The following is a 21,590-nucleotide window of genomic DNA, read 5'->3' as shown; positions in this document are numbered from 1 at the left end:
GCCCGCGCGACTGCGGCTCTACCTCGGCAGGGCAGGCAGGTCAGGCGAGCTCGGGGCGGCGGGCGACGGTGAGCACGTGGGTGTCGGGCCAGTCGACGGGCTCGCCGGTCGTGGCGTCGTGCAGGGCGGCGACGGGCGCGAACGCGTGCTCGACGACCCACTCGTTGCGCCACGCCCCGCTCCCCGGCTCGAGCTCGAACCCGGCGGCGGTGAGGAGGTCGGCCCACCGGGGGCCGGTGAGGTCGCAGAAGCGCTCGTGGCTCTCGGACAGCCAGTTGTCGACGTAGTCCTTGCGCGTGAGGAACTCCATCGCCTCGCGCAGCGTGAGCCGCCACGACCCGGGGCGCACGCGCTCGGGCCGGAAGTCGGCCCCGGAGAGGCGCGGGAAGTCGTACGCGAACTGGACGAGCCGCGCGTCGGTCGAGAGTGCCCCGACCCACGCCGCGACGTCCTCGCGCGCGAGGTCGTCGAGGTCGGTGCGGGCGCCGCCGGGCCCGTCGCCGGTCGCGGGGGCGCCGTCGTCGGTCCGCAGCGTGAGCACGACGACCCGGTCCGGCTCCGCGGGGCCGCACACGTCCGAGTTGATCCACACGCCGCCGGGCCGCGTGTGCGCGTGGACGCGGCGCGCGAACGTCTCGACGTCGCGCACGCCGTCCCCGTACGACGACACCTCGTGCGTGAGCGCGACGGTGAGGGTCGTGTCGACGGAGGCGTCGGGCATCACGGACCGGTCGAGGATGTTCGCCTGCACGAACCACACGTGCGGGTTCGCGAACACGCCCTGCGCCTTCTTGTGCTCGGCCTCCGCGACGAGGTGCCGCGCGACGTCGACGCCGAACAGGTCCGACTCGTGCAGGCGCGGCTCGCGCGCCACGTGCTCCAGGAGGCCGCCCGTCGCACACCCGATGTCGACGATCCGGCCGGGCCGCACGTGCGGGGCGACCTGGGCCCACTTGCGCGCCGACGCGTCCTCGAACGCGGCGGCGTACGTGCGGTAGTCGCGCGTCGAGGTGAGGTCGCCGTCGCCGGACACGACCGGGTCGGCGAAGATCCGCCGGACGTCCTCGACGAACCGGTAGCGCGCGAAGAACTCCGGCACGGCGGGGTGCGCGACGTCGCGCCAGCGCTCGTCCCCCGCGGCGATCTGCTCGACGACGTCCCACGGCCGCGCGGGGAGGTCGCCGCCCCGCTCGGCGGCGTCGAGCTCGACCCCCGCGACCCGGTAGCCGAGCGCGCGGTAGGCGTCGACGAGCGCGGGTGTCGAGCACGCGACGACGGTGTCCGCGGGGTCCGGCGCGACGCCGGTCGCGGTCGCGACGCTCGTCACGACGAGCTGGGCGAAGCGGTCGTCGGGCGCGACGTCGGGCACGGGCACGACGACGGACGCGAGGCCCTCCCGGGTCGTGACGTTCTCGACGAGCGCCTCGCGCCGGTGCCCGGGCAGCGGGTTGCGGCGGGTGCCCGCGTGGTTGGCGGACGTCACGACCCAGACGACCTCGACGTCGGGGGTGCAGCGCACGCGCCGACCGTCGAGGTCGTGCACGAGACCGGCGCGCAGCGCCCGGAGGTAGTCGACCTGGTAGCGCGTGACGACGTGGTGGCGGCCGGGGAAGAGGATGCGGCGCACGGGCGGGCCGTCGGTGGGGAGGGGCACCCGCACACGGTGCGGCCAGCCGGCACCCGGGCGCAACCCGTCTCACCTCTCGGGCCGACAGCCGCAGCCCTGGGCGCCACCCGTCTCACGTCTCGGGCGGCCGGACGCAGCACCCGCAGGGCCCGCGTCCGGGGCACGGACGCTCACGAGGCGCGGAACGGTGCGGTTGCGCGGGTCCGGGCACGCGTCCGCGCCGCGCGACACGCCCGGACTGGACGGCCGTCCACGATGCAGCTGGGCGCGCCGTATGCGACGGTATGGGCGATGTTCTGGATCGTGGCAGGGGCTGTGCTCGTCGTGTCCGGCCTCGCGATCGCCGCGACGGCCGTCCGTGGCGCGCGCCGCGCCGGGTCGACGGGTGCGAGCGGCATCGCGATCGCGGTCGGCGGCGGCCTCCTCGTGTGGGGCGCCGTGGCCCTGCTCGTCGGCCTGCTCACCGAGGGCTGACCGGCACCTCCCGCGCGTCCACGAGCTCCGCCCCGCTCACCGCGCCCGAGAGCCCGCGGCGCGAGCGGGTGAACGGGACCGCGACCACCGACACCACCGCGAACAGGGCCGCGAGCGGTGCCGCGACCGAGGCGGCCACCCCCACCGCCGCAGGGATCCCGGCCGGCAGGTCGCTCAGCAGGCCGAGCGCTCCCCACAGGGCGCCGCCCGCCGACGCGCGGGCGACCCGCTGCGCCGTCGTGCCGCGCCGCCCGGCCCAGCGCGGGGCGAGCCATACCGTCCGCTGGCCCCACGAGGCGCCGCTGCCGAGGAACGTCGGCACCACGAAGACGACCACGAACGGCACGAGCGTGCCGAGCAGCCACTGGGCCCAGTCCGCGCCGTCGGGCAGCGGGCGCCCGAGCGCGTAGAGCACCGTGCGGTAGGCGACCTGCAGCACGACGCCCAGCGCCGTGACGAGCAGCGCGTCGAGCAGCATCCCGAGCCATCGCCGCCAGACGGTCACCGGCCGGGCCTCCTCGCGGCGCGCCTCGAGCTCTCCCGCACGCGGCATCCAGCGCAGCAGGAGGGGCGCCGCGAGCGCCCCGAGGAGCGCGCCGAGCGTGTTGGTCAGCACGTCGTCGACGTCGGCGACCCGGTACGAGCACGGGATGATCCCGAAGATCCCGGTGTACTGCGTGGTCTCGACGAGGAGCGACACGAGCAGGCCGGACAGCGTCGTGACGAGCACCCCGCGGCCGAGGTAGCGCCGCACGAGCACGCCCCAGGGGACGAACAGGACGACGTTGAAGACCACCTGGAGCACGGCGGTGCTGCGCAGGGTCGCGCCGAGCCCGAGCCCGGCCGTGTCCCGCCGGACGTCCGCGAGCGAGTGGAACGGCACGAGCTCGGCGCCCGCGACGCCGTACTGCGCGCACCACCGCGCGAGGTCGCCGCTCGGGAGCGGCAGGAGCGTGTAGGCGACGAGCGCGACGCCGTAGACCGCGACGGCGGCCGCCCCGAGCAGACGCCGGCCGCTCAGGCGGCCGTACCGCCGGTACTGCCATGCGAGCGCGGGCACGAGGAAGGCCGCGAAGAGCAGGGCGCCCCCGAGCAGGCCGACGTACGCGGGCCACGTCCACCGGTCGGTCACGCGCGGGCTCCGCCCTGCGCGGGTCGGCGCGCGGCGCGCGTCACGGTCGGGACCGGGGTCGGGTTCGGCGTCACGGGCCCCAGTATCGCGGCCGACGACGACCGGCCCGGCCCCGCGGGACCTTCGGCGCGGCCCGGGGCGGGGACGCCCGCCTACCGTGGAGGTGCGGTCGGTCGTCACGGGTCGCCGAGGGTGCACCGAGGACCGGTCCGGCACCGCCCGCCGCGCACCGACCGGTGCGCGCGGCACGACGGACGAGGTGAGCACGATGAAGGCGGCGCGGTACCACGGCAAGGAAGACCTCCGGATCGAGGACGTCCCGGAGCCCGAGACCCGGCCGGGGACCGTGAAGATCCGGCCCGCGTGGACGGGGATCTGCGGCTCGGACCTGCACCTCTACCTCGAGGGCCCGTTCCCGCCGGCGCCGTCGGAGACGCAGCCGCACCCCCTGTCGGGCGAGACGCTGCCCGTCGTGTTCGGGCACGAGTTCTCCGGCGTGGTCGAGGAGCTCGGCGAGGGCGTCGAGGGCCTCGCGGTCGGGGACGCGGTCGTCGTCGAGCCGTTCATGGTGTGCGGCGAGTGCCCGCCGTGCCGCGACGGGCTCTACAACGCGTGCGTGAAGATGGGCTTCATCGGCATCTCGGGCCGCGGCGGCGGGCTGGCGGAACACGTCGTCGTCGAGCGGCGGTGGGTGCACCCGGTGGGCGACGTCCCGCTGGACCAGGCGGCGCTCATCGAGCCGCTGGCCGTCGCGTACCACGGCGTCCGCCTCTCCGGGGCGCAGGCGGGCGACACGGTCCTCGTCGGCGGCGCGGGTCCGATCGGCCTGCTCACGTGCGCCGTGCTGCACGCGATCGGGGCGCGCGCGATCGTCACGGAGGTGAGCGGGGCGCGCAAGGCCAAGGCGCTGGAGACCGGGGTGGCCGACGACGTCCTCGACCCGCGCGAGGTCGACGTCGCCGCGCGCGTCCTCGAGCTCACGGACGGCCGCGGCGCGGACGTCGCGATCGAGTGCTCGGGCGCGCAACCTGTGCTCGACACGCTGACCCGCGCGCTCAAGGCGGGCGGCACGCTCCAGATCGTGGCGCTGTTCTCCGAGCCGCCGACGCTCGACGTCATGACGGTCCTGCTCCGCGAGCTGACCATCAAGGGCGCGATCGGGTACGCGGACGACCACCCGGCCGTGATCCGGCTCGTGCAGGAGGGCAAGGTCGACCTCGCCCCGTTCGTGACGAGCCGCATCGCCGTCGAGGACGTCGTGGAGAAGGGGTACCGAGAGCTCATCGACCACAAGGACGACCACGTGAAGATCGTCGTGTCGGTGTGAGACGGCGGCCTGCGGCCCCCACCGTCCCCGGGGGCCGCGGGCCGCGCTGCTCGACCTGCGGTGCACGGCGGGGCGTGCCACGGTGGAGGAGCACCGCAGCACCCGGCCCCGGGAGGCCCGCATGGACGTCCTCGCCGCCCACGGCGACGCGATCGGCGCGTTCGACGCGCTCGTGCGCCCGCTGCGCGACGACCGCTGGCCGCTCCCCACGCCCGACGCGGACTGGACCGTCCGCGACCTCGTCAACCACGTCACGGCCGAGCAGCTCTGGGCCCCGGAGCTCCTCGCGGGCCGCTGGATCGAGGACGTCGGCGGCGTCTTCGACGGCGACGTGCTGGGCGACGACCCCGTCGACCGCTGGGTCGACGCGTCCGTCCAGGCGCGCGAGGCGTTCCTCGCGCCGGACGCCCTCGACCGTCGCGTGCACCTCTCGTACGGCGACGAGTCGGGCGCGGAGTACTGCGCGCAGATGACGTTCGACCTCGTGGTGCACGCGTGGGACCTGGCCCGGGCGACGGGCGGTGACGAGGAGGTCGACCCGGCGCTCGTCGCGTGGGCGCTGCGCTACGCCGAGGCGCGCTCGACGTTCCTCGAGCCCGGCCCGCTCTTCCGCGGTCCCCTCGACGCCGACGACGGCGCCGACGACCTCACGCGCCTCCTCGCGCTCACCGGCCGCGCGCGCTGACCGCCGCCGCACGACGACGGGGTGAACGTCGGCGGGACGTCCGGCGTGCGGCGTCCTGCGCAGGACGGCCGGGCGCGCCGCGCGCGAGACTGGCCCCATGCCGCTCGACCGCACCGCACCCCGGACGCCGGCGGAGCCGCCCGGCGCACCGGGTCGCGCCCGCCTCCTCGAACCGGTCGCCGACCGCGCGGGCCGGCCGCTCGCCGTCGGGCACCGGGGCAACTCGTCCGTCGCGCCGCAGAACACGCTCGCGGCGTTCGAAGCGGCGTGGCGCGCGGGCGCGGACGCGATCGAGCTCGACGTGCACCTCACCGCCGACCGGCACGTCGTGGTGCTGCACGACGACGTCGTGGACGAGACGACGGACGGCACCGGCCACGTGGACGGACTGACGCTGGCGCAGGTCCGCGCGCTGGACGCCGGGTCTTCGTTCGCGCGGGCGTTCGCGGGCCAGCGCGTCCCCACGTTCGAGGAGGCGGCGCGGTTCGTCGCGGAGCGGCCGGGCCTGGAGCTGCTCGTCGAGCTCAAGGGCGTGTGGTCGACGGACGACGCGGCGCTCGTGACGGGGGTCGTGGACGCCGCCGGGATCGGGGAGCGGGTGGTCGTCCAGTCGTTCTGGCCGCCCACGGTCGCCGCGCTGCGCGACGCCGCGCCGCACCTCGACCGGGCGCTGCTGCTCGCGCTGCACCCGGACAGCCTGGGCGAGCTGGTCGCGGTGTGCGCGGACCTCGGGGTCGCGGGGTGCCACCCGGAGGTCGCGCTGCTCGCGCACGAGCCGGGCCTCGTGGAGACGCTGCGCGACGCGGGCCTGCGAGTGCACGTGTGGACCGCGGACACGCCGGACGAGTGGGACGACCTCCTGGTCCAGGGCGTCGACGGCATCATGACCGACCGGCCCGACCGCCTCGTCGGCTGGCTCGACGCGCGGCTCGGCCCCGCCGCGCACGCGGGCGCCCGAGAGGTGGACCTCGCCGCGTCGCCCTAGCCTCGACGGATGAGCGCGACGACCCCGCCGGCGCCCCCGGCCGCGACCCCACCCGGCACCGCGACGAGCCCTGCCGCGCCCGACGGTGCGCCCCGGTCCCCCGCGGTGTGCGTGCTCGCCCTGACACCGCTGCTCGCGATCGAGATCGAGCCCGCCGGGCCGACCGAGACGTCGCCCGAGGTGCACGTCCACCCGGGCGGGCAGGGCCTGTGGCTCGCCCGCATGGCCTACTCGCTCGGGGCGCACGTCGTGGTCTGCGGGCCGTTCGGCGGCGAGACGGGCAGCGTCGCGGCGCACCTCGCCCGCACCGAGAACCTCGAGCTGCGCACGGTCGGCACCGGCGGCAACGGGGCGTTCGTCCACGACCGGCGCAGCGGCCAGCGCACCGAGCTCGTGACGATGGATCCCTACCCCCTGAACCGGCACGAGGTCGACGACCTCTACAGCACCGTCCTGGTCAGCGCGCTCGACGCGGCCGTCACGATCCTCACCGGCTCGGAGACGGGCGTCGGGGTCCCGGCGTCGTTCTTCCGGCGCCTCGCTCACGACCTGCACGCCTCGGACAGCCAGGTCGTCGCGGACCTCTCCGCGGACCAGGCCCGGGCCGTCGCCGACGCGCCGGGGGTCGTGCTGAAGATGAGCCACGAGGAGCTCGTCGAGGGCGGCTTCAGCGACGACGAGTCCGAGGAGTCGCTCCTGCGGTCCGCGCGCGCCATGGTCGACGCCGGCCCGCGCGCGCTCGTCGTGTCCCGCGCGCACGACCCCTCGCTGCTCGTCACGCGCGAGCACACGTACCGGGTCACGACGCCCCGCGTCACGACCGTCGACCACCGCGGCGCGGGCGACTCGATGACGGCGGGGATCGCCGTCGGGCTGGGGCGCGGGCTCGAGCTGCCCGACGCCGTCCGGCTCGGCGCCGCGGCCGGGGCGCTCAACGTCACGCGGCGGGGCCTCGGGACGGGCCGCCGCGACCAGATCGAGCGCTTCGCGCGCAGCGTCACGGTCGAGGACGTGACCTGACGCCCGCCCGCGGAGCGTGACCGAACACCGAGACCCGGACCCGAACCCTCAGGAGGACCGCGTGCGCGCACTCGTGACCAACGACGACGGGATCGACTCCCCCGGCCTGGCGGTGCTCGCCGGGGCGGCGCTCGACGCCGGGTACGAGGTCGTCGTCGCGGCGCCCGCCCGGGAGTCGTCCGGGGCGAGCGCCGCGCTGCTGGGCGCCGAGCGCGACGGCCGGCTGGCCGTCGAGCCGCGTAGCGCGCCCGGCCTGCCCGACGGCGTCACCTCCTACGCCGTGCGCGCCGCCCCCGCGCTCATCGCGTTCGTCGCCGCCTACGGCGGGTTCGGCCCGCGGCCCGACCTCGTGCTCTCGGGCGCCAACAAGGGCGCGAACACGGGCAACGCGATCCTGCACTCGGGCACCGTCGGCGCGGCGCTGTCCGCGATGACGCACGGCATCCGGTCGCTCGCCGTCTCGGTCGACGCCGCCGAGCCGCGGCACTGGGACACCGCGCGGCTCGTCACCGACCACGTGCTCGCCTGGATGGACAGGAGCGCCGCCGACGTCCCGCTCGACCGGCGCACGCTCAACGTCAACGTGCCCGACGTCGCCCCCGACCGCCTGCGCGGGCTGCGGCAGGCGCCGCTCGCGTCGTTCGGCCTCGTCCAGGCGAACATCCACGAGGACGGCGACCGGCACCTCGTGCTCCAGTACTCGGGCACCGAGCGGCACTCCGAGCCCGACTCCGACACCGGCCTGCTCACGCGCGGCTGGGCCACCGCGACGCTCCTCGTCGCCCCCTACGCGGACGCGAGCGTCGACATCCCGACCCTCCCGCCCCTGGCTTGACGACCCCCGCCGTCGAGCACGGGGTCCGCGACCGCGTCGCGGCCGATCCGGTCGTCAACCCCGTGCTCGACCGTCGCCGGTGTCGTGATCGGGGGTCTCGTCGTCCGGCACCGTCTCGTGCTCGGCGGTGCGCTCGCGCTCCTCGATGACGTCCTGGCCGGGCCCGGCGAACGCCCGCGAGCGCTCCTCGCCCTCGGGCGTCCCGCTGAAGAAGGCGGACTCCGCGGCCTCGGGCAGGTCGTCGTCGTGCCCGACGGCGGGCAGCGGCCGGGTGCTGCCCGGCGCCTCGGCGTCGTCGACGCCCCCGTCCGCCGCGGTCGGCCCGGTGCGGCCCGGACGACCCGCGCCGTCGTCGGGGCCCGGCACCACCCCGACGAGCCGCGTCGGGTCCTCGCTCGGCGCGGCGCCCGCGCCCCGGCCCGCGCGCCGGATCGTGCCGAGGACGACGGGCGCGTCGGCACGACGCGCACCTCGCTCCGCGGGGAGCCGCGGCGGCCGCGCCGGGGCGACGGGACCGCCGTCGTCCGTGGCGTCGCGGCCGGGGCCACCGGACGCGTCGGACCTGTCCGGCGCGCCGAGCCCGTCGCGCTCGTCCGGCCCGTCGAGGTCCAGCGCGTCCACCGCGCGCTCGAGCCGCGTGCGCGGCAGGCCCTGGGGCGCGGCGCGCTGCAACCAGTCGACGAGTCCCTCGCGCACGAAGCACCGCAGGTCGAACAGCGTCGGGGCGTCGTGCGCGCTGACGAGCGCGCGCACGCGGACGAGGCCCCCGACGGCGTCGGTCACCTGGAGGATGCCGACGCGCTCGTCCCACAGGTCCGTGAGCCCGAGCAGCCGCCGCAGCTCGGCGCGCATGGGGCCGACCGGCACCTCGAAGTCGAGGTCGAGCTCGACCGTGCCCAGCAGGTCGGCCGCGCGCCGGGTCCAGTTCTGGAACGGCGTCGTCGTGAAGTACGTCGACGGCATGATGAGCCGGCGGTCGTCCCACAGGTGCACGACGACGTACGTCATCGTGATCTCCTCGATGCGCCCCCACTCGCCCTCGAGGACCACGACGTCGTCGACGCGGATCGCGTCGGTGAACGCGATCTGCATGCCCGCGAAGACGTTGGCGAGCGACGTCTGCGCCGCGAGCCCCGCGACGATCGAGATGAGCCCGGCCGACGCGAGCAGGCTCGCCCCCGCCGCGCGCGCGGCGGGGAACGTCAGCAGGATGCCCGCGACCGCGCACACGACGATCACCGCGACGGTGAGCCGCCGCAGCACCGTGATCTGCGTCCGGACGCGGCGCGCGTGCCGGTTGTCCGCGGTGTCCATGCGGTAGCGCTGGAGCGCGGAGTCCTCGAGCACGAACGCGATCGCGCCCACCCACCACGCCCCGACCACGATGAGCGCGATGAGCAGCAGGTGCTCGACGGCGGGCCGCCACGGCGTCCCGGCGTCGGTGGTGACGCGCACGGCGATCCAGACGGCGACGACGGTGAGGACCGCGCGGTCCGGCCGCCGGAGCCGTCGCGACAGGTCCCGGGCCAGCTCGCTGCGCCGCCCGGCCCGCCGCACGACGGCGGAGATCACCGTCCCCAGCACGAACGCCAGGACCACGCCCGCCGCGACCGCACCGAGGGTGAGCAGGACGTCGGTCGTGTTCTCGAGCTCGGTGTCCATCCCCCCAGGCTAGGCAGGGTGCGAGACCGTCACCTCCGGGCCGCGCGACGGACGCGGGGCGCCCGGGACCGCGGGGGGCGGGCCAGCCACGGGGCGAGCACCTGCGTCACGCGCGGCAGCACGAGGTAGGTCATCACGGGCGTGAGGACGAGCGTCGTGGCGAGCACGCGCGGGACGACCGGCACCGCGTCCCACGCGGGGACCAGGCTCCCGACGAGCAGGGTGAACGCGAGGTTCACGGGGAAGAACCCGAGCCAGATGCTCACGGACTGCTTCCAGCGGGGCGGCGCCGCGGCGACCGCCGCGCCCGACGATGCGCCCGACGACGCGCCCGGCGTCGGGTCGTCGAACCAGCCCTCGATGCCCGTGCGGCGCTCGACCCGCGTCTCCTCGACGAGGTCCCGGCCTCGCGCGAGCCAGCCCACCCGGTCGGGCGAGGTCTCCCAGGCGTCGAGCGTCGCAGCGTCCGCGAACCGGTAGAGCATGTGCCAGTCGTGCGACCCGGCCGAGGCGCGCACCCAGCCGGAGCCGAGGAAGCCCGGGTAGCGGTTGGCGAGGTTGACCCCGTCCTGCACCCAGCGCGTGACGGCTGGGACGTTCTCGGGCCGGACGCGGCGCTCGATCGCGACGGTCACGGGACCGGCGCCGGTGCGGGCCGGGCCGGAGCGGGGTCGGGCGGGCGGGCTCGGGGGCAGGGCGCGGGCGGGGTCGCCGCCGGTCCGCCGCACGTCCCCGGGGACGTCGTGGGTCATGGGACGAGTGAACGCGGCGGGTGTTTCCGGGTCGTGAACGCGCGCGGGCGCGGGACGGATCGTCCCGCGGGTCGGGACGCGAGCCGACGCGCGCGGCGGCCGGGCCGGGCCTACCGTGGCAGGCATGATCTCGTGGGAGCTCGCGCTCGCCCTGCGCGACGCGGGCGTGCGGTGGTCCCCCGCCTCGGGCGACCGCTTCCGCCTCCTCACCACCGGTGCCGACGGCGACGTCTTCACCGTGAGCGACATGACCATCGAGCCGCACGAGTTCGACACCGGCGTCGTGCTCGGCTTCAACGGCACGACGGAGTGGGCGCTCGACTCCGTCGCGCTCGAGGACGCGCTGTGGCACCCGCTGGAGGACCAGCTCCGCGAGCTGCTCGGCGGCACGTTCCGCGCGCTCGAACGGACCGCCGACGGGTACGTCGTGCGCACCGAGGTCCTCGGCGAGGCGGCCGAGCACCGCGCCGCCGACGCGGCCGACGCCTACGCGGACGCCCTGCTCGCGCTCGTCGCCGTGAGCACGGAGGGCCCGCCCTGACCCGCCGCCGGCACGCGGCCTGGCTCGACGACGTCCGGCGTGCCCCGGGCGTCGTGCGCCGGGTGCTGCGCGCGCTGGGCGACGAGCCGCCCCTCGCCGTCGAGCCCGAGCCGCCCGAGGTCTCGCCCGACCTCGTGCCCCTCCTGCGCGAGCTCGGGACGGCGCTCCTCGACTCCGGCCGCTCGGTCACCGACGTCGAGGACGACCTCGAGGCGGTCGCCCGGCGGTCGGGCGCCTCGACCGTCGGCACCCTCGTCCTGCCGACGGGCGTGTTCGTCCGGGTGAGCACCGAGAGCGGCGCGGTCGCGGACTTCTCGGCCGCGGAGGCGAGCGGTCTCAACCTCGACCAGATCGGGGCGCTCATGACGCTCGTGCGCCGCCTGCGCACGTCGGACGTCCCGCTCGCCGACGCGCGGGCGCAGCTGCGCGCGATCGTCGCCCGCCCGCCCCGGTTCGGGGCCGCGCTCACCGTCGTCGGGCACGGGCTGCTCACCGTCGGTTTCGGGCTCGTGCTCAACCCGACGGGCCCGCTCCTGCCCGTCTACCTCGCCCTCGGGCTGCTCGTCGGAGCGCTGCGCTGGCTCGGCACGCGGTGGCCCACGCTCGCGACCGCCCTGCCTGTCGTCGCGGCGTTCGTCGTCACGCTCCTCGCCGTGGACGTGGTGCACCCGTGGCTGGGCGACGACCCGCTGAGCGTGCTCGTCCCGCCACTCGTGTCGTTCCTGCCCGGGTCGGTGCTCACCGTCGCGGCGATCGAGCTGACGAGCAACCAGATCGTCGCGGGGGCGAGCCGGCTCGTCTACGGCGTCGCGCAGCTCCTGCTCCTCGTGTTCGGCGTCGTCGCCGGCGCCGCCGTCGGGGGCCCGCTCGTCGCGGCGCCGCAGGGCGACCACCTCGGGTGGTGGGCGCCGTGGGTGGGGATCCTCGCCGTCGGGCTGGGGCAGATGCTCTTCGCGTCGTCGCCGCGCGGTTCGCTCCCCTGGGTCCTGCTCGTGCTGCTGGGCGCCTACGCGGCCCAGCTCCTGGGGTCGCTCGCCGCGGCGCCCCTCGCCGGGTTCTTCGGGGCGCTCGTCATCGCCCCGCTCGCCGCGCTCGTCGAGCGCTCGCGGCACGGGCCGCCGGCGGCCGTCACGACGCTGCCCGCGTTCTGGCTCCTCGTGCCCGGCGCCCTGAGCCTCCTGGGTCTCTCCGACCTCGTGAACGGGGGCCCGGAGGCCGCGCAGGAGATCGCGAACGCGGTCGTCGCCGTGTTCGGGATCGCGCTCGGGACGCTCGTCGGCTCGGCGGTCACGCGCGACGCAGGACGCGTGACACGTACCCTCTTCACGTCCTGAGCACACGGTCCCCACGCCATTCCCGGGGGTTCCCCTCGTGAGCCCACCCCTCTGGACGTCCGTCTAGTTGAAGATGGAACAGCCGACAGGCCTCCGCGGTCCACCCCGAGACCGTGCCTGTCGGCGTCGTGGTGAGAGGGCGCGCTCGCGTCCCGCCCGACCGCACGCCGTCGTGGTCACCCCGCGCTCCCCTGCGCAGGTGCCCAGGGACCGGAGCGCGCCGCGCTCGACCGCCCGCGACCACGACCCGATGATCGGATCGTCCGCTTGACCACTGCACAGCACCTCACGTCCACCCCGACCGGCACCACCGGCGCGTACCCCGCCGTCCGCGGCGAGGCGCGCTAGATGGGCCGCCACACCGCGCGCCGGGCCTCGTTCCCCGCCGCCCTCGTCTCCGCCGCCCGCCGTGGCACGCACGGGACCGGCTCTGCCGCGCCCCGGCGCCGCCGCACGCTCGGGACCGGCGCCGCCGTCGCGGCCGTCGCGCTCACCGCGAGCACCGCCGCGGCGGCCTTCGCCGACGGCGCGGCGCCGTCCGCCACGACCGACGCGACCGAGGCGGCGCCCGCCGGCACGCCGACGTCGGGCGCCGCGGTCGCCCCCGTGTCCCTCGGGACGGTCGCCGCCCCGGCGACCGCCGACCCGGCGACCGTCGACGCCGCGGGCGACGTGCTCGTCCGGGCCCAGTTCCTCACCGGGGAGGGCGCCGCGGCGCTCACGCCCGAGCAGGTCGCCCAGATCGAGGACGCGCGCACGCGGCTCAGCGAGGCCGTGTCCGAGGCGTCCCCGTCCGAGGATGCCACCACGCTCCTCGGCTCCCCCGCGGGGTCCGGGCTCGCGAGCCCGGACGACGGCGCCACGGCGACCGCCGAGGCCACCGAGGAGCCCGCGACCGACGACACGCTCACCGCCGCCGAGACGCTCGGCGCGAGCGTGCCCGCGCTCGACGGCCGCGCCGACGACCGTGCGAGCCGGTCCTCGGCCCGCACGCCGCTCGACGAGCTCGAGGCCGCGGTCCCGACGCTCGGCACCGCGACGCCGGGCCTGGCCACGGCGCCCGACGACGCCCCGCCCGGGACGGACGCCGCCGCGCCGTCGGCCGGCGCTGACGCGGCGACCGAGTCGCCCGAGGAGGACGCGGCGGCCGCGGACACCGCGACCGACGCGCCCGACCTCACCACCGGTACGGGGAACGCGAACGCCGGTGCCCCGGCCGCAGACGCCGAGGCACCCGCGGACCCGGCGGCTCCCGCCGGCACGGAGGAGATCGCCGCGCTGACGGCGGAGCTCACGACCCTGCTCGACGCCGCCGGCTCGGGCGTGACCGTCCAGGTCGTGCCCGGACCGCCGTCGGCCGAGGAGGTCGCCGCCCAGCTCGACCAGTGGGCCACGTCCACCGCGGGCTACGGCAACGGCCAGATCCCGGCGAGCGCGCTGTGCGAGCTGTCGTTCGCGCCCGGCGAGCAGCTCCGCTGCGACGCCGCCCACCAGATCGAGGCCCTCAACGAGAAGTACCGCGAGGCGTTCGGCGCGAACCTGTCCGTCACGGACTCGTACCGCTCGTACGCGTCCCAGGTCGCCGTGAAGGCGTCCCGCGGCTACTTCGCGGCGCCGCCCGGCATGTCGAACCATGGCTGGGCGCTCGCGCTCGACCTCGGCGGCGGCATCCAGAGCTACGGCACCGCGCAGTACGAGTGGATGCGCGCCAACGCGCCGGCCTACGGGTGGGAGAACCCCGAGTGGGCCCGCGCCGGCGGCTCGAAGAACGAGCCCTGGCACTGGGAGTACGGCGACATCTCCTGACGGGCCGCTCCCCCACGACGACGGCCCCGGCACCGCGACGACCTCGCGGGACCGGGGCCGTCGTCGTCCGTGCCCGGCGACGCGGGGCGCGTCAGGTGAGGGCGTCCGCGAGGAGCAGCATCGTCACGAGGAACCCGGTGACGAGGTTGAGCCACAGGAACGCCCGCCACCCGGCGTTGGCGCGCTCGCAGTCGTCGTCGCGCACGTCGCGGAACCGCAGCACGTTGAGGGCGTACGGCAGCGGGAGCAGCGCGGCGAGGACGCCGGGCCACGGGAGCACCGCGAGCACGACGGCCGCCCCGACGTACGCCGCCGCCGCGGCGAGCACGGTCGCGTGCGCGCCGATCGCCGTCGCGACGGACGCGATGCCGCCCTCGCGGTCCGCGCGCACGTCCTGCACCGCACCGAACGCGTGCGAGGCCATGCCCCAGAGCACGAAGCCGACGAGCACGGGCCAGACGGACCGCGCGGAGAGGTCCGCGTCGACGAGCACGAGCGCGTACAGCAGCGGCCCGGCGAAGTGCATGGCGGAGGTGAACGAGTCGAGGAACGGGCGCTCCTTGAACCGCAGCCGGGGCGCCGAGTAGGCGACGACGCCGAACACCACGAGCGCGAGGACCGCGCCCGCGAGCGGGTCGCCGAGGAGCAAGAGCGCGACGAGGAACGGCACGTTGGTCGCGACGCACGCGCGCAGGATGCGCCGGTGCGTGACGCGCGCGGTCGCCGGGTCCGCCAGCGCACCCTCGATGCCGCCCTTGCGCGGGTTCCGCAGGTCGCTCGCGTAGTCGAAGACGTCGTTCACGCCGTACATGAGCAGGTTGTACGGCACGAGGAAGTACAGCGTCCCGACGACGAGCGCGAGGTCGACGCGCCCGCCGGTCGCCACGAGGTACCCCGCGGCGAAGGGGTACGCGGTGTTGATCCAGGAGAAGGGCCGCGACGCGGCGAGGACGTCCTTCACCGGTCGTCCTCCGTGGCACGCCCGCGCCCGGACCCGCGGCCGGCGGTGCGGTCGCGACCGCGGGCGCCGAGCACCGTCCACAGCACCGGCATCCCGAGCGCGGCGGCGAGCGCGTACGCGAAGTCCTCGAGCGGCGCCCCCCACAGGTAGACGCCGAGGATCTTGTCCGGGTGGTAGACGTACAGGTCGGCCGCGATCATCAGCGTGTCGAACACGAGGGTGAGCACGCACATCACGACGGCCGTCCACACGAGCGGCCCGGGTCGCAGTCGGCGCAGCACGCGCCACGACACCGCGACGAGCACCGCGAGGACGATGACGTTGAGCACGATGTTCGTCACGCGTCGTCCTCCCCGGCGCGCCGGGCCGCGAGCACGCGCTCGGCGCCCCGCCAGACGAGCAGCGCGTTGTAGCACAGGAGCGTCAGGAACACCGCCTCCTCGACGGGGAGGTCGGGCGCGAGCAGCAGCCCGGTCATCCAGGGGCTCTCCCCGCGCGCGAAGATCCCGAGCGCGAGTCCCGCGACGTCCCACGCGAGGAACCCGACGACGCCGAGCCCGACCGTGAGCGCGGCCCGCCGCGGGTCGGACCAGAACGCGAGCCGGAACCGGCGGTCGAGCACGGCCAGGCCGCCGAGCGAGACCGCGAGCGCACCGAGGTAGGCGAGGCCCGTCACCGGCGGACCGCCACCGGCCGGTCCGCCGGCCGGAGCCGTTCGGGCCGGCGGCTCGCGGCGAGGAAGCCCTCGCGCAGCGGCTCGGGCAGCGGGCGCGCGGACGTCTCGCCGAGCAGCCGCTTGGCGACGAGCTCGGCGCTGATCAGGCACATCGGCAGTCCCACGCCCGGGATCGTGCCACCTCCGGCGTGGTAGAGCCCGTCGACACGGCGGGACGCGTTGCCCGGGCGCCACAGCGCGGACTGCCGCAGGGTGTGCTCCATGCCGAGCGCGCCGCCGCGCCACGCCGAGAGCTCGGTCGCGAAGTGCGCCGGGCCGAGCACGCGTCGCGTGACGACGCGCCCCGGGAGGTCCTCGACGCCCGCCCAGCGTCCCACCTGGGCGAGGTAGCGGTCGGCCAGCCCTTCGAGCGTGCGCTGCGACGGCTCGTCGCCGCCGAGCGTCGGGTCGGCGGGGAACGGCACGAGGAGGAACAGGTTCTCGTGGCCGGGCGGCGCCGCGGGGGCGGCCGACGTCGGCCCGTCGGTCGCGCTCGTGCGCGACACGTACAGCGAGGCCGGCTCCGGCACGCGCAGGCCGCGGGGGTCGCTGCGACGGTCCGGGCCGAGCACCGCGTCGAAGTTGGCGGGCCAGTCCTTCGTGAAGAACAGCGAGTGGTGCGCGAGCTCGGGCAGCTCGCCGCGGACGCCCGCGAGCACGAGCAGCGCCGAGATGCCGGGGCCCTTGTCCTCCCACGCCGCGGCGGGGAGGTCGGCCCAGCGCGGATCGAGGAGCGCCGTCTCCGTGTGGTGCCGGTCGGCGGCCGACACGACGACGTCCGCCTCGACGAGCTCGCCCGACGCGAGGCGCACCCCGGCGACCCGGCCGCGGCGACCGCCGCCGGGCACGACCTCGATCCCGGCGACGTCGGCGCCGGTGCGCACCTCGGCGCCCGCGTCGCGCGCGAGCCGCTCGACGGCCTCGATGAGCGTGTACATGCCCCCGCGGGGGTACTGGACGCCGTCGACGAGGTCGAGGTGGCTCATGAGCGAGTAGAGCGCGGGCGCGCGGTAGGGGGACGACCCGAGGAACACGGCGTGGTACCCGAGGAGCTGCTGGAGCCGCGGGTCGTCCACGGCGCGCGCGGCCCGGTCGGCGAGCGACTCGCGCAGGAGCCCGGCCAGGCGCGGCAGCCGGCGCAGCACCGCGGGCGAGAGCGCCCGGTCGGGGCGCTCGAACGTCGTGTAGAGGAAGTGGTCGAGCGCGAGCCCGTACGCCTCGCTCGCGTCCTCGGCGTACGCGGCGACCCGGCCCCCGGCACCCGGCTCGATCGCGTCGAGCCGCGACCGGTTGACCCCGGGGTTGCCGGACAGCTCGAACGTCGACGCCGCGCCGTCCGCGCCCGGCTCGAAGAACACCCGGTACGCCGGGTCGAGCGGGACGAGGTCGAGGTGGTCCTCGACGCGCGCGCCGAGCAGCCCGAAGAAGTGCTCGAACACCTCGGGCATGAAGTACCAGGACGGGCCGGTGTCGAAGCGGAAGCCGTCCACCTCGAGCGTGCCCGCGCGACCGCCCACCTCGTCGTGCCGCTCGAGCAGGGTGACGCGCGCGCCACCGCGCGCGAGCAGGGCGGCGGTGGCGAGCCCGGCGATCCCCCCTCCGACGACGACGACGCGCGGAGCCCTCACGCGAGCACCTTCCGCGGGCGCGGGGAGCGGGCGGACGCCACCTGGCCGAGGAGCTGGCCGCCGGCGGCGCGCGCCGCGAGCGCGACCTTCATCGTGTCCGGGATGCGCACGCGCGCACGCAGGATGTCCTCCGGCGGCGTCGCGGCGAGCCGCGCGAGGAGCCGCTCGTAGACGGCGACGGTCGCGGCCACGGCGATGCGCGGGCGCACCGGGAGCCCGGGGAGCGCGGCGCGGGCGGCGGCGAGGTCGCCCTCCACCTCGCGGCAGAACGCCTCGACGTCCCGGCGGCGCAGCCGGCCGGGGACGACGCCCGGCAGGTAGGCGCGCCCGAGCTCGTCGTGGTCGGTGCGCAGGTCGCGCAGGAAGTTGATCTTCTGGAACGCCGCGCCGAGCGCGCGGGCGCCGCGGACCAGCACCGGGTCCGGGACGCGCAGCGGCTCTCCCGGGCGGCGCCGCGCGTTGAGGAACACCGCGAGGCACATGAGGCCGACGACCTCCGCCGAGCCGTACACGTACCGCTCGTAGCTCTCGCGGTCGTGCACGCGCACCGTGAGGTCGGTGCGCATCGAGGCGAAGAACGGGTCGACCTCGTCGTGCCCGAAGCCGCAGCGGCGCGCGGCACGGGCGAACGAGTGGACGACGAGGTTCGTCGACCAGCCCCGGTCGAGCGCCCGCGCCGTCTCCGCCTCGAGCTCGTCGAGGAGGTCTGCCGCGCCGTCGCCGCGGCGCGTGTCCACGACCTCGTCGGCGATCCGCACGAGCCCGTACACCGCGTCGATCCCGTCGCGGGTCGGCGTGTCGAGCAGGCGTGCGCCCAGCCCGAATGAGGTCGAGTACGCCGCCAGCACGACCCGGCTCGTGCGTGCGGCGGTCAGGTCGTACAGCCGTGCCGGGTCGCTCTCGTCGCCCACGTCGTCGTCCCGCCTTCCGTCGCCGGGGCACCTCCCCGGTCAATCCTCAGCATGCTGAGGGATGTAGGATCGCACGGGACGCCGGATTTCACACCTCGGAGGCGGCCTCGCGCGTCGTGTCGATGCGGCGGGGCCCGGACTGCCAGGCCTCCCACGCCGACGCGATGATCTCCGGCAGGCCGTTCGTGGCGCGCCAGCCGAAGAGCTCGTTGATGCGGCGGGGGTTCCCGACGAGCTGCGGCGGGTCGCCCGCGCGGCGCGGCAGGACCTCCGGCGTGACGTCGAGCCCGCTGACGCGCCCGATCTCGTCGATCACCTCGCGCACCGAGGAGCCCTCGCCCGTGCCGACGTTGAAGACGTCGAACGGACGCTCGTCCACGTCGAGGTACTCGAGCGCGGCGAGGTGGGCCTGCGCGAGGTCGAGGACGTGGATGTAGTCCCGGATGCACGTGCCGTCCGGCGTCGGGTAGTCGTCCCCGAAGATCTTGGGCCGCTCGCCGCGCTCGAGGCGGTCGAGGACCATGGGCACGAGGTTGAGCACCGCGGGGTCGCCCAGGTCCGGCCAGCCCGCACCGGCGACGTTGAAGTAGCGCAGGGCGACGAACCGCAGCCCCCACGCGCGGCTCGCGGCCCGACCGAGCCACTCCCCGACCAGCTTCGTCTCGCCGTAGGGGTTGATCGGCTCGGCGTGCAGCTTCTCCTCGACCAGGGACACCGACGGCATGCCGTACGTCGCCGCCGACGACGAGAAGACGAGGCGGTCGACGCCGGCCGCCTGCATCGCGGTGACGAGGTTCGTGAAGCCCCCGACGTTCTGCTGGTAGTACCAGGCCGGCTTCTCGACCGACTCCCCCACCTGCTTGCGCGCCGCGAAGTGGACGACCGCGCGCACGTCGTGCTCGGTCATGGCGCGCGTGAGCACGTCCACGGCCTCGGGCGACGCGACGTCGACCTCGACGAGCACCGCGTCACCCACCCGGTCCGCGCGGCCCGTGCTCAGGTCGTCGACCACGACCACCTTCTCGCCGCGCTCCTGCAGGAGGCGCACCACGTGCGCGCCGATGTACCCGGCTCCGCCGGTCACGAGGATCGTCATGGCACCACCCTAGTGCGCGCGCCCCGCGCGGCGACGGGTCGTCCCCAGGGCGTCCGGTCGCGCGCCGCGGGGAGGCCCGACGGCGCCCTCAGGCGTGGCCGTGCGCCTCGCGGTCGCGCAGGGCCGCCGTCTCGAGCTGGAAGGTCGAGTGCTCGACGGAGACCGGGAAGTGGTGGGCGACGCACGTGCGCACGCGCTCGACGATCTCCAGCGCGTGCCCGTCGCGGAAGCACGCGTCGTCCACGACGACGTGCGCCGAGATGGTCGGGAGCCCCGTCGCGACCGTGGAGGCGTGCAGGTCGTGGACGTCCTCGACGTGGTCGAGCGAGAGGATGTGCCGCCGGACGTCGTCGAGGTCCAGGCCCTCGGGCGTGAACTCCATGAGGACGGCCGTCGCCTCGCGCAGGAGGCGGAACGCGCGCGGCACGATGAGGACGGCGATGAGCAGGCCGGCGATCGCGTCGGCCCGCTGGTAGCCCGTCGTGGCGATCACGACGGCGGCCACGATGACCCCGACGGAGCCCAGCGCGTCGTTGACCACCTCGAGGAACGCGGCCCGCAGGTTGAGGTTCGCGCGCCGCCCGGACGCCAGGACCGCGATGGTGACGAGGTTCCCCACGAGGCCGACGATCCCGAACACGAGCAGCTCGGAGGAGGGCACCTCGGGCGGCTCGAGCAGGCGCCGGACGCCCTCGACGGCGGCGTACGCGCCGACGGCGAGGAGCAGCGCCGCCTGCGCGAGGGCCGCGAGCACCTCGACACGACGGAAGCCCCACGTGCGGTGCTTGGTCGCCGGGCGCAGCGCGAGCGACGCCGCGACCAGCGCGACGGCCAGCCCGATCGCGTCGGTGAGCATGTGCGCCGTGTCCGTGAGGAGCGCCAGGCTCCCTGTGAGCACCGCGCCGACGGCCTGGGCCGCGAGGATCGTCGCGGTGATGCCGAACGCGACGGCGAGCCGCCTGCGGTGGTCGGGCGCGCCGAGGTCACCTGCGCCGTGGTCGTGACCCGCTCCCATCGATCCTCCATTCATCGGTGTTTACCGATGATATCGATGAACACCGATGTTTTCTAGGCGGGATGCACCGTGACACGCGTCACGCGCAGGGGTCAGGGGGCGAGGGCGACGTGCTCCGCGTCGGCGAGGAGGTGCGCGACCTCCGGGCGCACGAGGCGGTACCAGGACGACCGGCCCTCCCGCCGCACCGCGACGACCCCCACCTCGCGCAGCGTGGTGAGGTGCTCCGAGACGGTCGACTGCGCCAGCCCGAGCTCGCGCGTGAGGTCGACGACCCGGCGCTCCGAGCCCGTGAGCAGGTGCACGATCGCGAGACGGCGCGGCTCGGCGAGCGCGTGGAGCAGGCGCGCGACCGCCTCGTGGTCGTGCGCGCCGTCGTGCCGGGGGTCGCTCGCGGCGCTCGTCGTCACCCGCCGATCCTAGCGATCGGCAGCCCCGGACCGCCCGGGCTCAGCCCCAGCCGAGCTCGTGCAGCCGGTCGTCGTCGATGCCGAAGTGGTGCGCGATCTCGTGGACGACGGTCACCGCCACCTCCTCGACCACGTCCTCGCGCGTCTCGCAGATGGCGAGCGTCGGGTTCCGGAAGATCGTGATGCGGTCGGGCAGCGCGCCCGCCGCCCACATGTGGTCGCGCTCCGTGAGCGGCACCCCCTCGTAGAGCCCGAGCAGCTCGGGGTCGTCGTCGGGCGCGTCGTCCTCGACGAGCACCACGACGTTGTCCATCTGCACCGCCAGCTCCTCGGGGACGAGGTCCAGCCCGTCGCGCACGGCGTCCTCGAAGTCGGCTTGCGTCATCTCCACCACCCGCCCATCCTCCCCCGCGCGGGCGGCGGATCCGACGAGGAGCCCCCGGCGGCGCCGCTGTACACTGGCCGACGTTCCTGAGCCCCCATCGTCTAGCGGCCTAGGACCCCGCCCTTTCACGGCGGTAGCACGGGTTCGAATCCCGTTGGGGGTACGCGAGATCGCGTCGGGACCGGTGGTCACCGGCGGATTTACGGATCGGCTCACCGGTACGGTACGATCCTCTCGGTTCGAATGCGGGCCACCACACCACCAGGATCGCTGGTGAAAATCACCGGGT

The 21,590-nt window shown here is 75.8% G+C and carries 22 protein-coding genes and 1 tRNA gene; 10 read left to right on the top strand and 13 right to left on the bottom strand.

What is annotated here, in order from left to right; translation table 11 throughout:
• Positions 1-40: 40 nt before the first annotated feature.
• On the bottom strand, positions 41-1,654 hold the full coding sequence (locus tag RSE42_RS03320; RefSeq protein WP_085388532.1) for a class I SAM-dependent methyltransferase: 1,614 nt from the start codon (positions 1,652-1,654) through the stop codon (positions 41-43).
• Positions 1,655-1,918: 264 nt separating this feature from the next.
• Between RSE42_RS03320 and RSE42_RS03315 the strand changes: the two genes are divergently transcribed.
• A complete protein-coding gene (locus tag RSE42_RS03315; protein WP_043655062.1) occupies positions 1,919-2,101 on the top strand; it encodes a hypothetical protein in 183 nt (60 codons plus the stop codon).
• On the opposite strand, the gene RSE42_RS03310 is transcribed toward RSE42_RS03315, so the two are convergent.
• Positions 2,088-3,233 carry a VanZ family protein gene (locus RSE42_RS03310; protein ID WP_043655066.1) on the bottom strand — a complete coding sequence of 382 codons (1,146 nt, stop codon included), beginning with the start codon at positions 3,231-3,233 and terminating at the stop codon, positions 2,088-2,090. The genes RSE42_RS03315 and RSE42_RS03310 overlap by 14 nt on opposite strands.
• Before the next feature lie 268 nt (positions 3,234-3,501).
• On the opposite strand from RSE42_RS03310, the gene RSE42_RS03305 reads away from it, so the two are divergent.
• The 5 genes from RSE42_RS03305 (at position 3,502) to surE (ending at position 8,085) form a co-directional block, all read left to right on the top strand.
• A complete protein-coding gene (locus RSE42_RS03305) occupies positions 3,502-4,560 on the top strand; it encodes a 2,3-butanediol dehydrogenase (protein ID WP_021483082.1) in 1,059 nt (352 codons plus the stop codon).
• 121 nt (positions 4,561-4,681) lie between these two features.
• Positions 4,682-5,245, top strand: a complete 564-nt coding sequence (locus tag RSE42_RS03300; RefSeq protein ID WP_144721513.1) for a TIGR03086 family metal-binding protein — start codon at positions 4,682-4,684, stop codon at positions 5,243-5,245.
• A 97-nt stretch (positions 5,246-5,342) separates the two neighbouring features.
• Positions 5,343-6,230, top strand: coding sequence for a glycerophosphodiester phosphodiesterase (locus RSE42_RS03295; protein WP_415297863.1), 888 nt, complete (start codon positions 5,343-5,345; stop codon positions 6,228-6,230).
• 9 nt (positions 6,231-6,239) lie between these two features.
• Positions 6,240-7,250 (top strand): 1-phosphofructokinase family hexose kinase, encoded by a 1,011-nt coding sequence (locus RSE42_RS03290; RefSeq protein ID WP_415297862.1) that lies wholly within the window; start codon positions 6,240-6,242, stop codon positions 7,248-7,250.
• Between the two features lie 61 nt (positions 7,251-7,311).
• The gene (gene surE / locus RSE42_RS03285; protein ID WP_085386568.1) at positions 7,312-8,085 is read left to right on the top strand and encodes a 5'/3'-nucleotidase SurE; all 774 of its coding nucleotides are present in this window, start codon (positions 7,312-7,314) and stop codon (positions 8,083-8,085) included.
• Between the two features lie 54 nt (positions 8,086-8,139).
• Here surE and RSE42_RS03280 read toward each other — a convergent pair whose 3' ends face one another.
• Positions 8,140-9,747 (bottom strand): mechanosensitive ion channel domain-containing protein, encoded by a 1,608-nt coding sequence (locus RSE42_RS03280; RefSeq protein ID WP_085386569.1) that lies wholly within the window; start codon positions 9,745-9,747, stop codon positions 8,140-8,142.
• Positions 9,748-9,776: 29 nt separating this feature from the next.
• The gene (locus RSE42_RS03275; protein WP_114554096.1) at positions 9,777-10,499 is read right to left on the bottom strand and encodes an antibiotic biosynthesis monooxygenase; all 723 of its coding nucleotides are present in this window, start codon (positions 10,497-10,499) and stop codon (positions 9,777-9,779) included.
• A 124-nt stretch (positions 10,500-10,623) separates the two neighbouring features.
• On the opposite strand from RSE42_RS03275, the gene RSE42_RS03270 reads away from it, so the two are divergent.
• From RSE42_RS03270 to RSE42_RS03260, 3 genes are all read left to right on the top strand, one after another.
• Positions 10,624-11,040: a hypothetical protein gene (locus RSE42_RS03270; protein WP_034654403.1), complete on the top strand. Its 417-nt coding sequence runs from the start codon at positions 10,624-10,626 to the stop codon at positions 11,038-11,040.
• 62 nt (positions 11,041-11,102) lie between these two features.
• A complete protein-coding gene (locus tag RSE42_RS03265; protein WP_186325201.1) occupies positions 11,103-12,374 on the top strand; it encodes a threonine/serine ThrE exporter family protein in 1,272 nt (423 codons plus the stop codon).
• A gap of 348 nt (positions 12,375-12,722) precedes the next feature.
• Positions 12,723-14,180 carry a D-alanyl-D-alanine carboxypeptidase family protein gene (locus RSE42_RS03260; protein ID WP_085386573.1) on the top strand — a complete coding sequence of 486 codons (1,458 nt, stop codon included), beginning with the start codon at positions 12,723-12,725 and terminating at the stop codon, positions 14,178-14,180.
• Between the two features lie 91 nt (positions 14,181-14,271).
• Here RSE42_RS03260 and RSE42_RS03255 read toward each other — a convergent pair whose 3' ends face one another.
• The 9 genes from RSE42_RS03255 to RSE42_RS03215 all read right to left on the bottom strand — a co-directional run bounded on the left by RSE42_RS03255 (position 14,272) and on the right by RSE42_RS03215 (position 21,301).
• Positions 14,272-15,141, bottom strand: coding sequence for a prenyltransferase (locus RSE42_RS03255; RefSeq protein WP_378226495.1), 870 nt, complete (start codon positions 15,139-15,141; stop codon positions 14,272-14,274).
• Positions 15,138-15,482 carry a lycopene cyclase domain-containing protein gene (locus tag RSE42_RS03250; protein ID WP_043655437.1) on the bottom strand — a complete coding sequence of 115 codons (345 nt, stop codon included), beginning with the start codon at positions 15,480-15,482 and terminating at the stop codon, positions 15,138-15,140. The genes RSE42_RS03255 and RSE42_RS03250 overlap by 4 nt, the downstream gene beginning before the upstream one ends.
• Positions 15,479-15,817, bottom strand: coding sequence for a lycopene cyclase domain-containing protein (locus RSE42_RS03245; protein ID WP_031317163.1), 339 nt, complete (start codon positions 15,815-15,817; stop codon positions 15,479-15,481). The genes RSE42_RS03250 and RSE42_RS03245 overlap by 4 nt, the downstream gene beginning before the upstream one ends.
• A complete protein-coding gene (gene crtI, locus RSE42_RS03240; RefSeq protein ID WP_144681908.1) occupies positions 15,814-17,484 on the bottom strand; it encodes a phytoene desaturase family protein in 1,671 nt (556 codons plus the stop codon). Before crtI ends, RSE42_RS03245 begins: the two co-directional genes overlap by 4 nt.
• On the bottom strand, positions 17,481-18,395 hold the full coding sequence (locus tag RSE42_RS03235) for a phytoene/squalene synthase family protein (protein ID WP_085386576.1): 915 nt from the start codon (positions 18,393-18,395) through the stop codon (positions 17,481-17,483). The genes crtI and RSE42_RS03235 overlap by 4 nt, the downstream gene beginning before the upstream one ends.
• An 88-nt stretch (positions 18,396-18,483) precedes the next feature.
• Complete coding sequence (galE, locus tag RSE42_RS03230; protein WP_085386577.1) at positions 18,484-19,491, bottom strand: UDP-glucose 4-epimerase GalE; 1,008 nt, start codon at positions 19,489-19,491, stop codon at positions 18,484-18,486.
• An 88-nt stretch (positions 19,492-19,579) separates the two neighbouring features.
• Complete coding sequence (locus RSE42_RS03225) at positions 19,580-20,506, bottom strand: cation diffusion facilitator family transporter (RefSeq protein WP_415297861.1); 927 nt, start codon at positions 20,504-20,506, stop codon at positions 19,580-19,582.
• Positions 20,507-20,598: 92 nt separating this feature from the next.
• Entirely contained in the window at positions 20,599-20,916 is a 318-nt protein-coding gene (locus RSE42_RS03220) for an ArsR/SmtB family transcription factor (RefSeq protein WP_021481595.1), read from the bottom strand.
• Between the two features lie 40 nt (positions 20,917-20,956).
• Entirely contained in the window at positions 20,957-21,301 is a 345-nt protein-coding gene (locus RSE42_RS03215; protein ID WP_415297860.1) for a metallopeptidase family protein, read from the bottom strand.
• A 90-nt stretch (positions 21,302-21,391) separates the two neighbouring features.
• Here RSE42_RS03215 and RSE42_RS03210 point away from each other — a divergent pair.
• Positions 21,392-21,464: transfer RNA gene (locus tag RSE42_RS03210), tRNA-Glu, on the top strand.
• Positions 21,465-21,590: the final 126 nt, after the last annotated feature.

Origin of the sequence: Cellulosimicrobium sp. SJTW-1, from assembly GCF_047716875.1 — a bacterium.
In the GTDB taxonomy this organism is placed as follows: Bacteria; Actinomycetota; Actinomycetes; order Actinomycetales; family Cellulomonadaceae; genus Cellulosimicrobium; species Cellulosimicrobium funkei.
The sequence above is the reverse complement of the archived record's forward strand: the minus strand, read 5'-3'. Positions and strand labels throughout refer to the sequence as shown.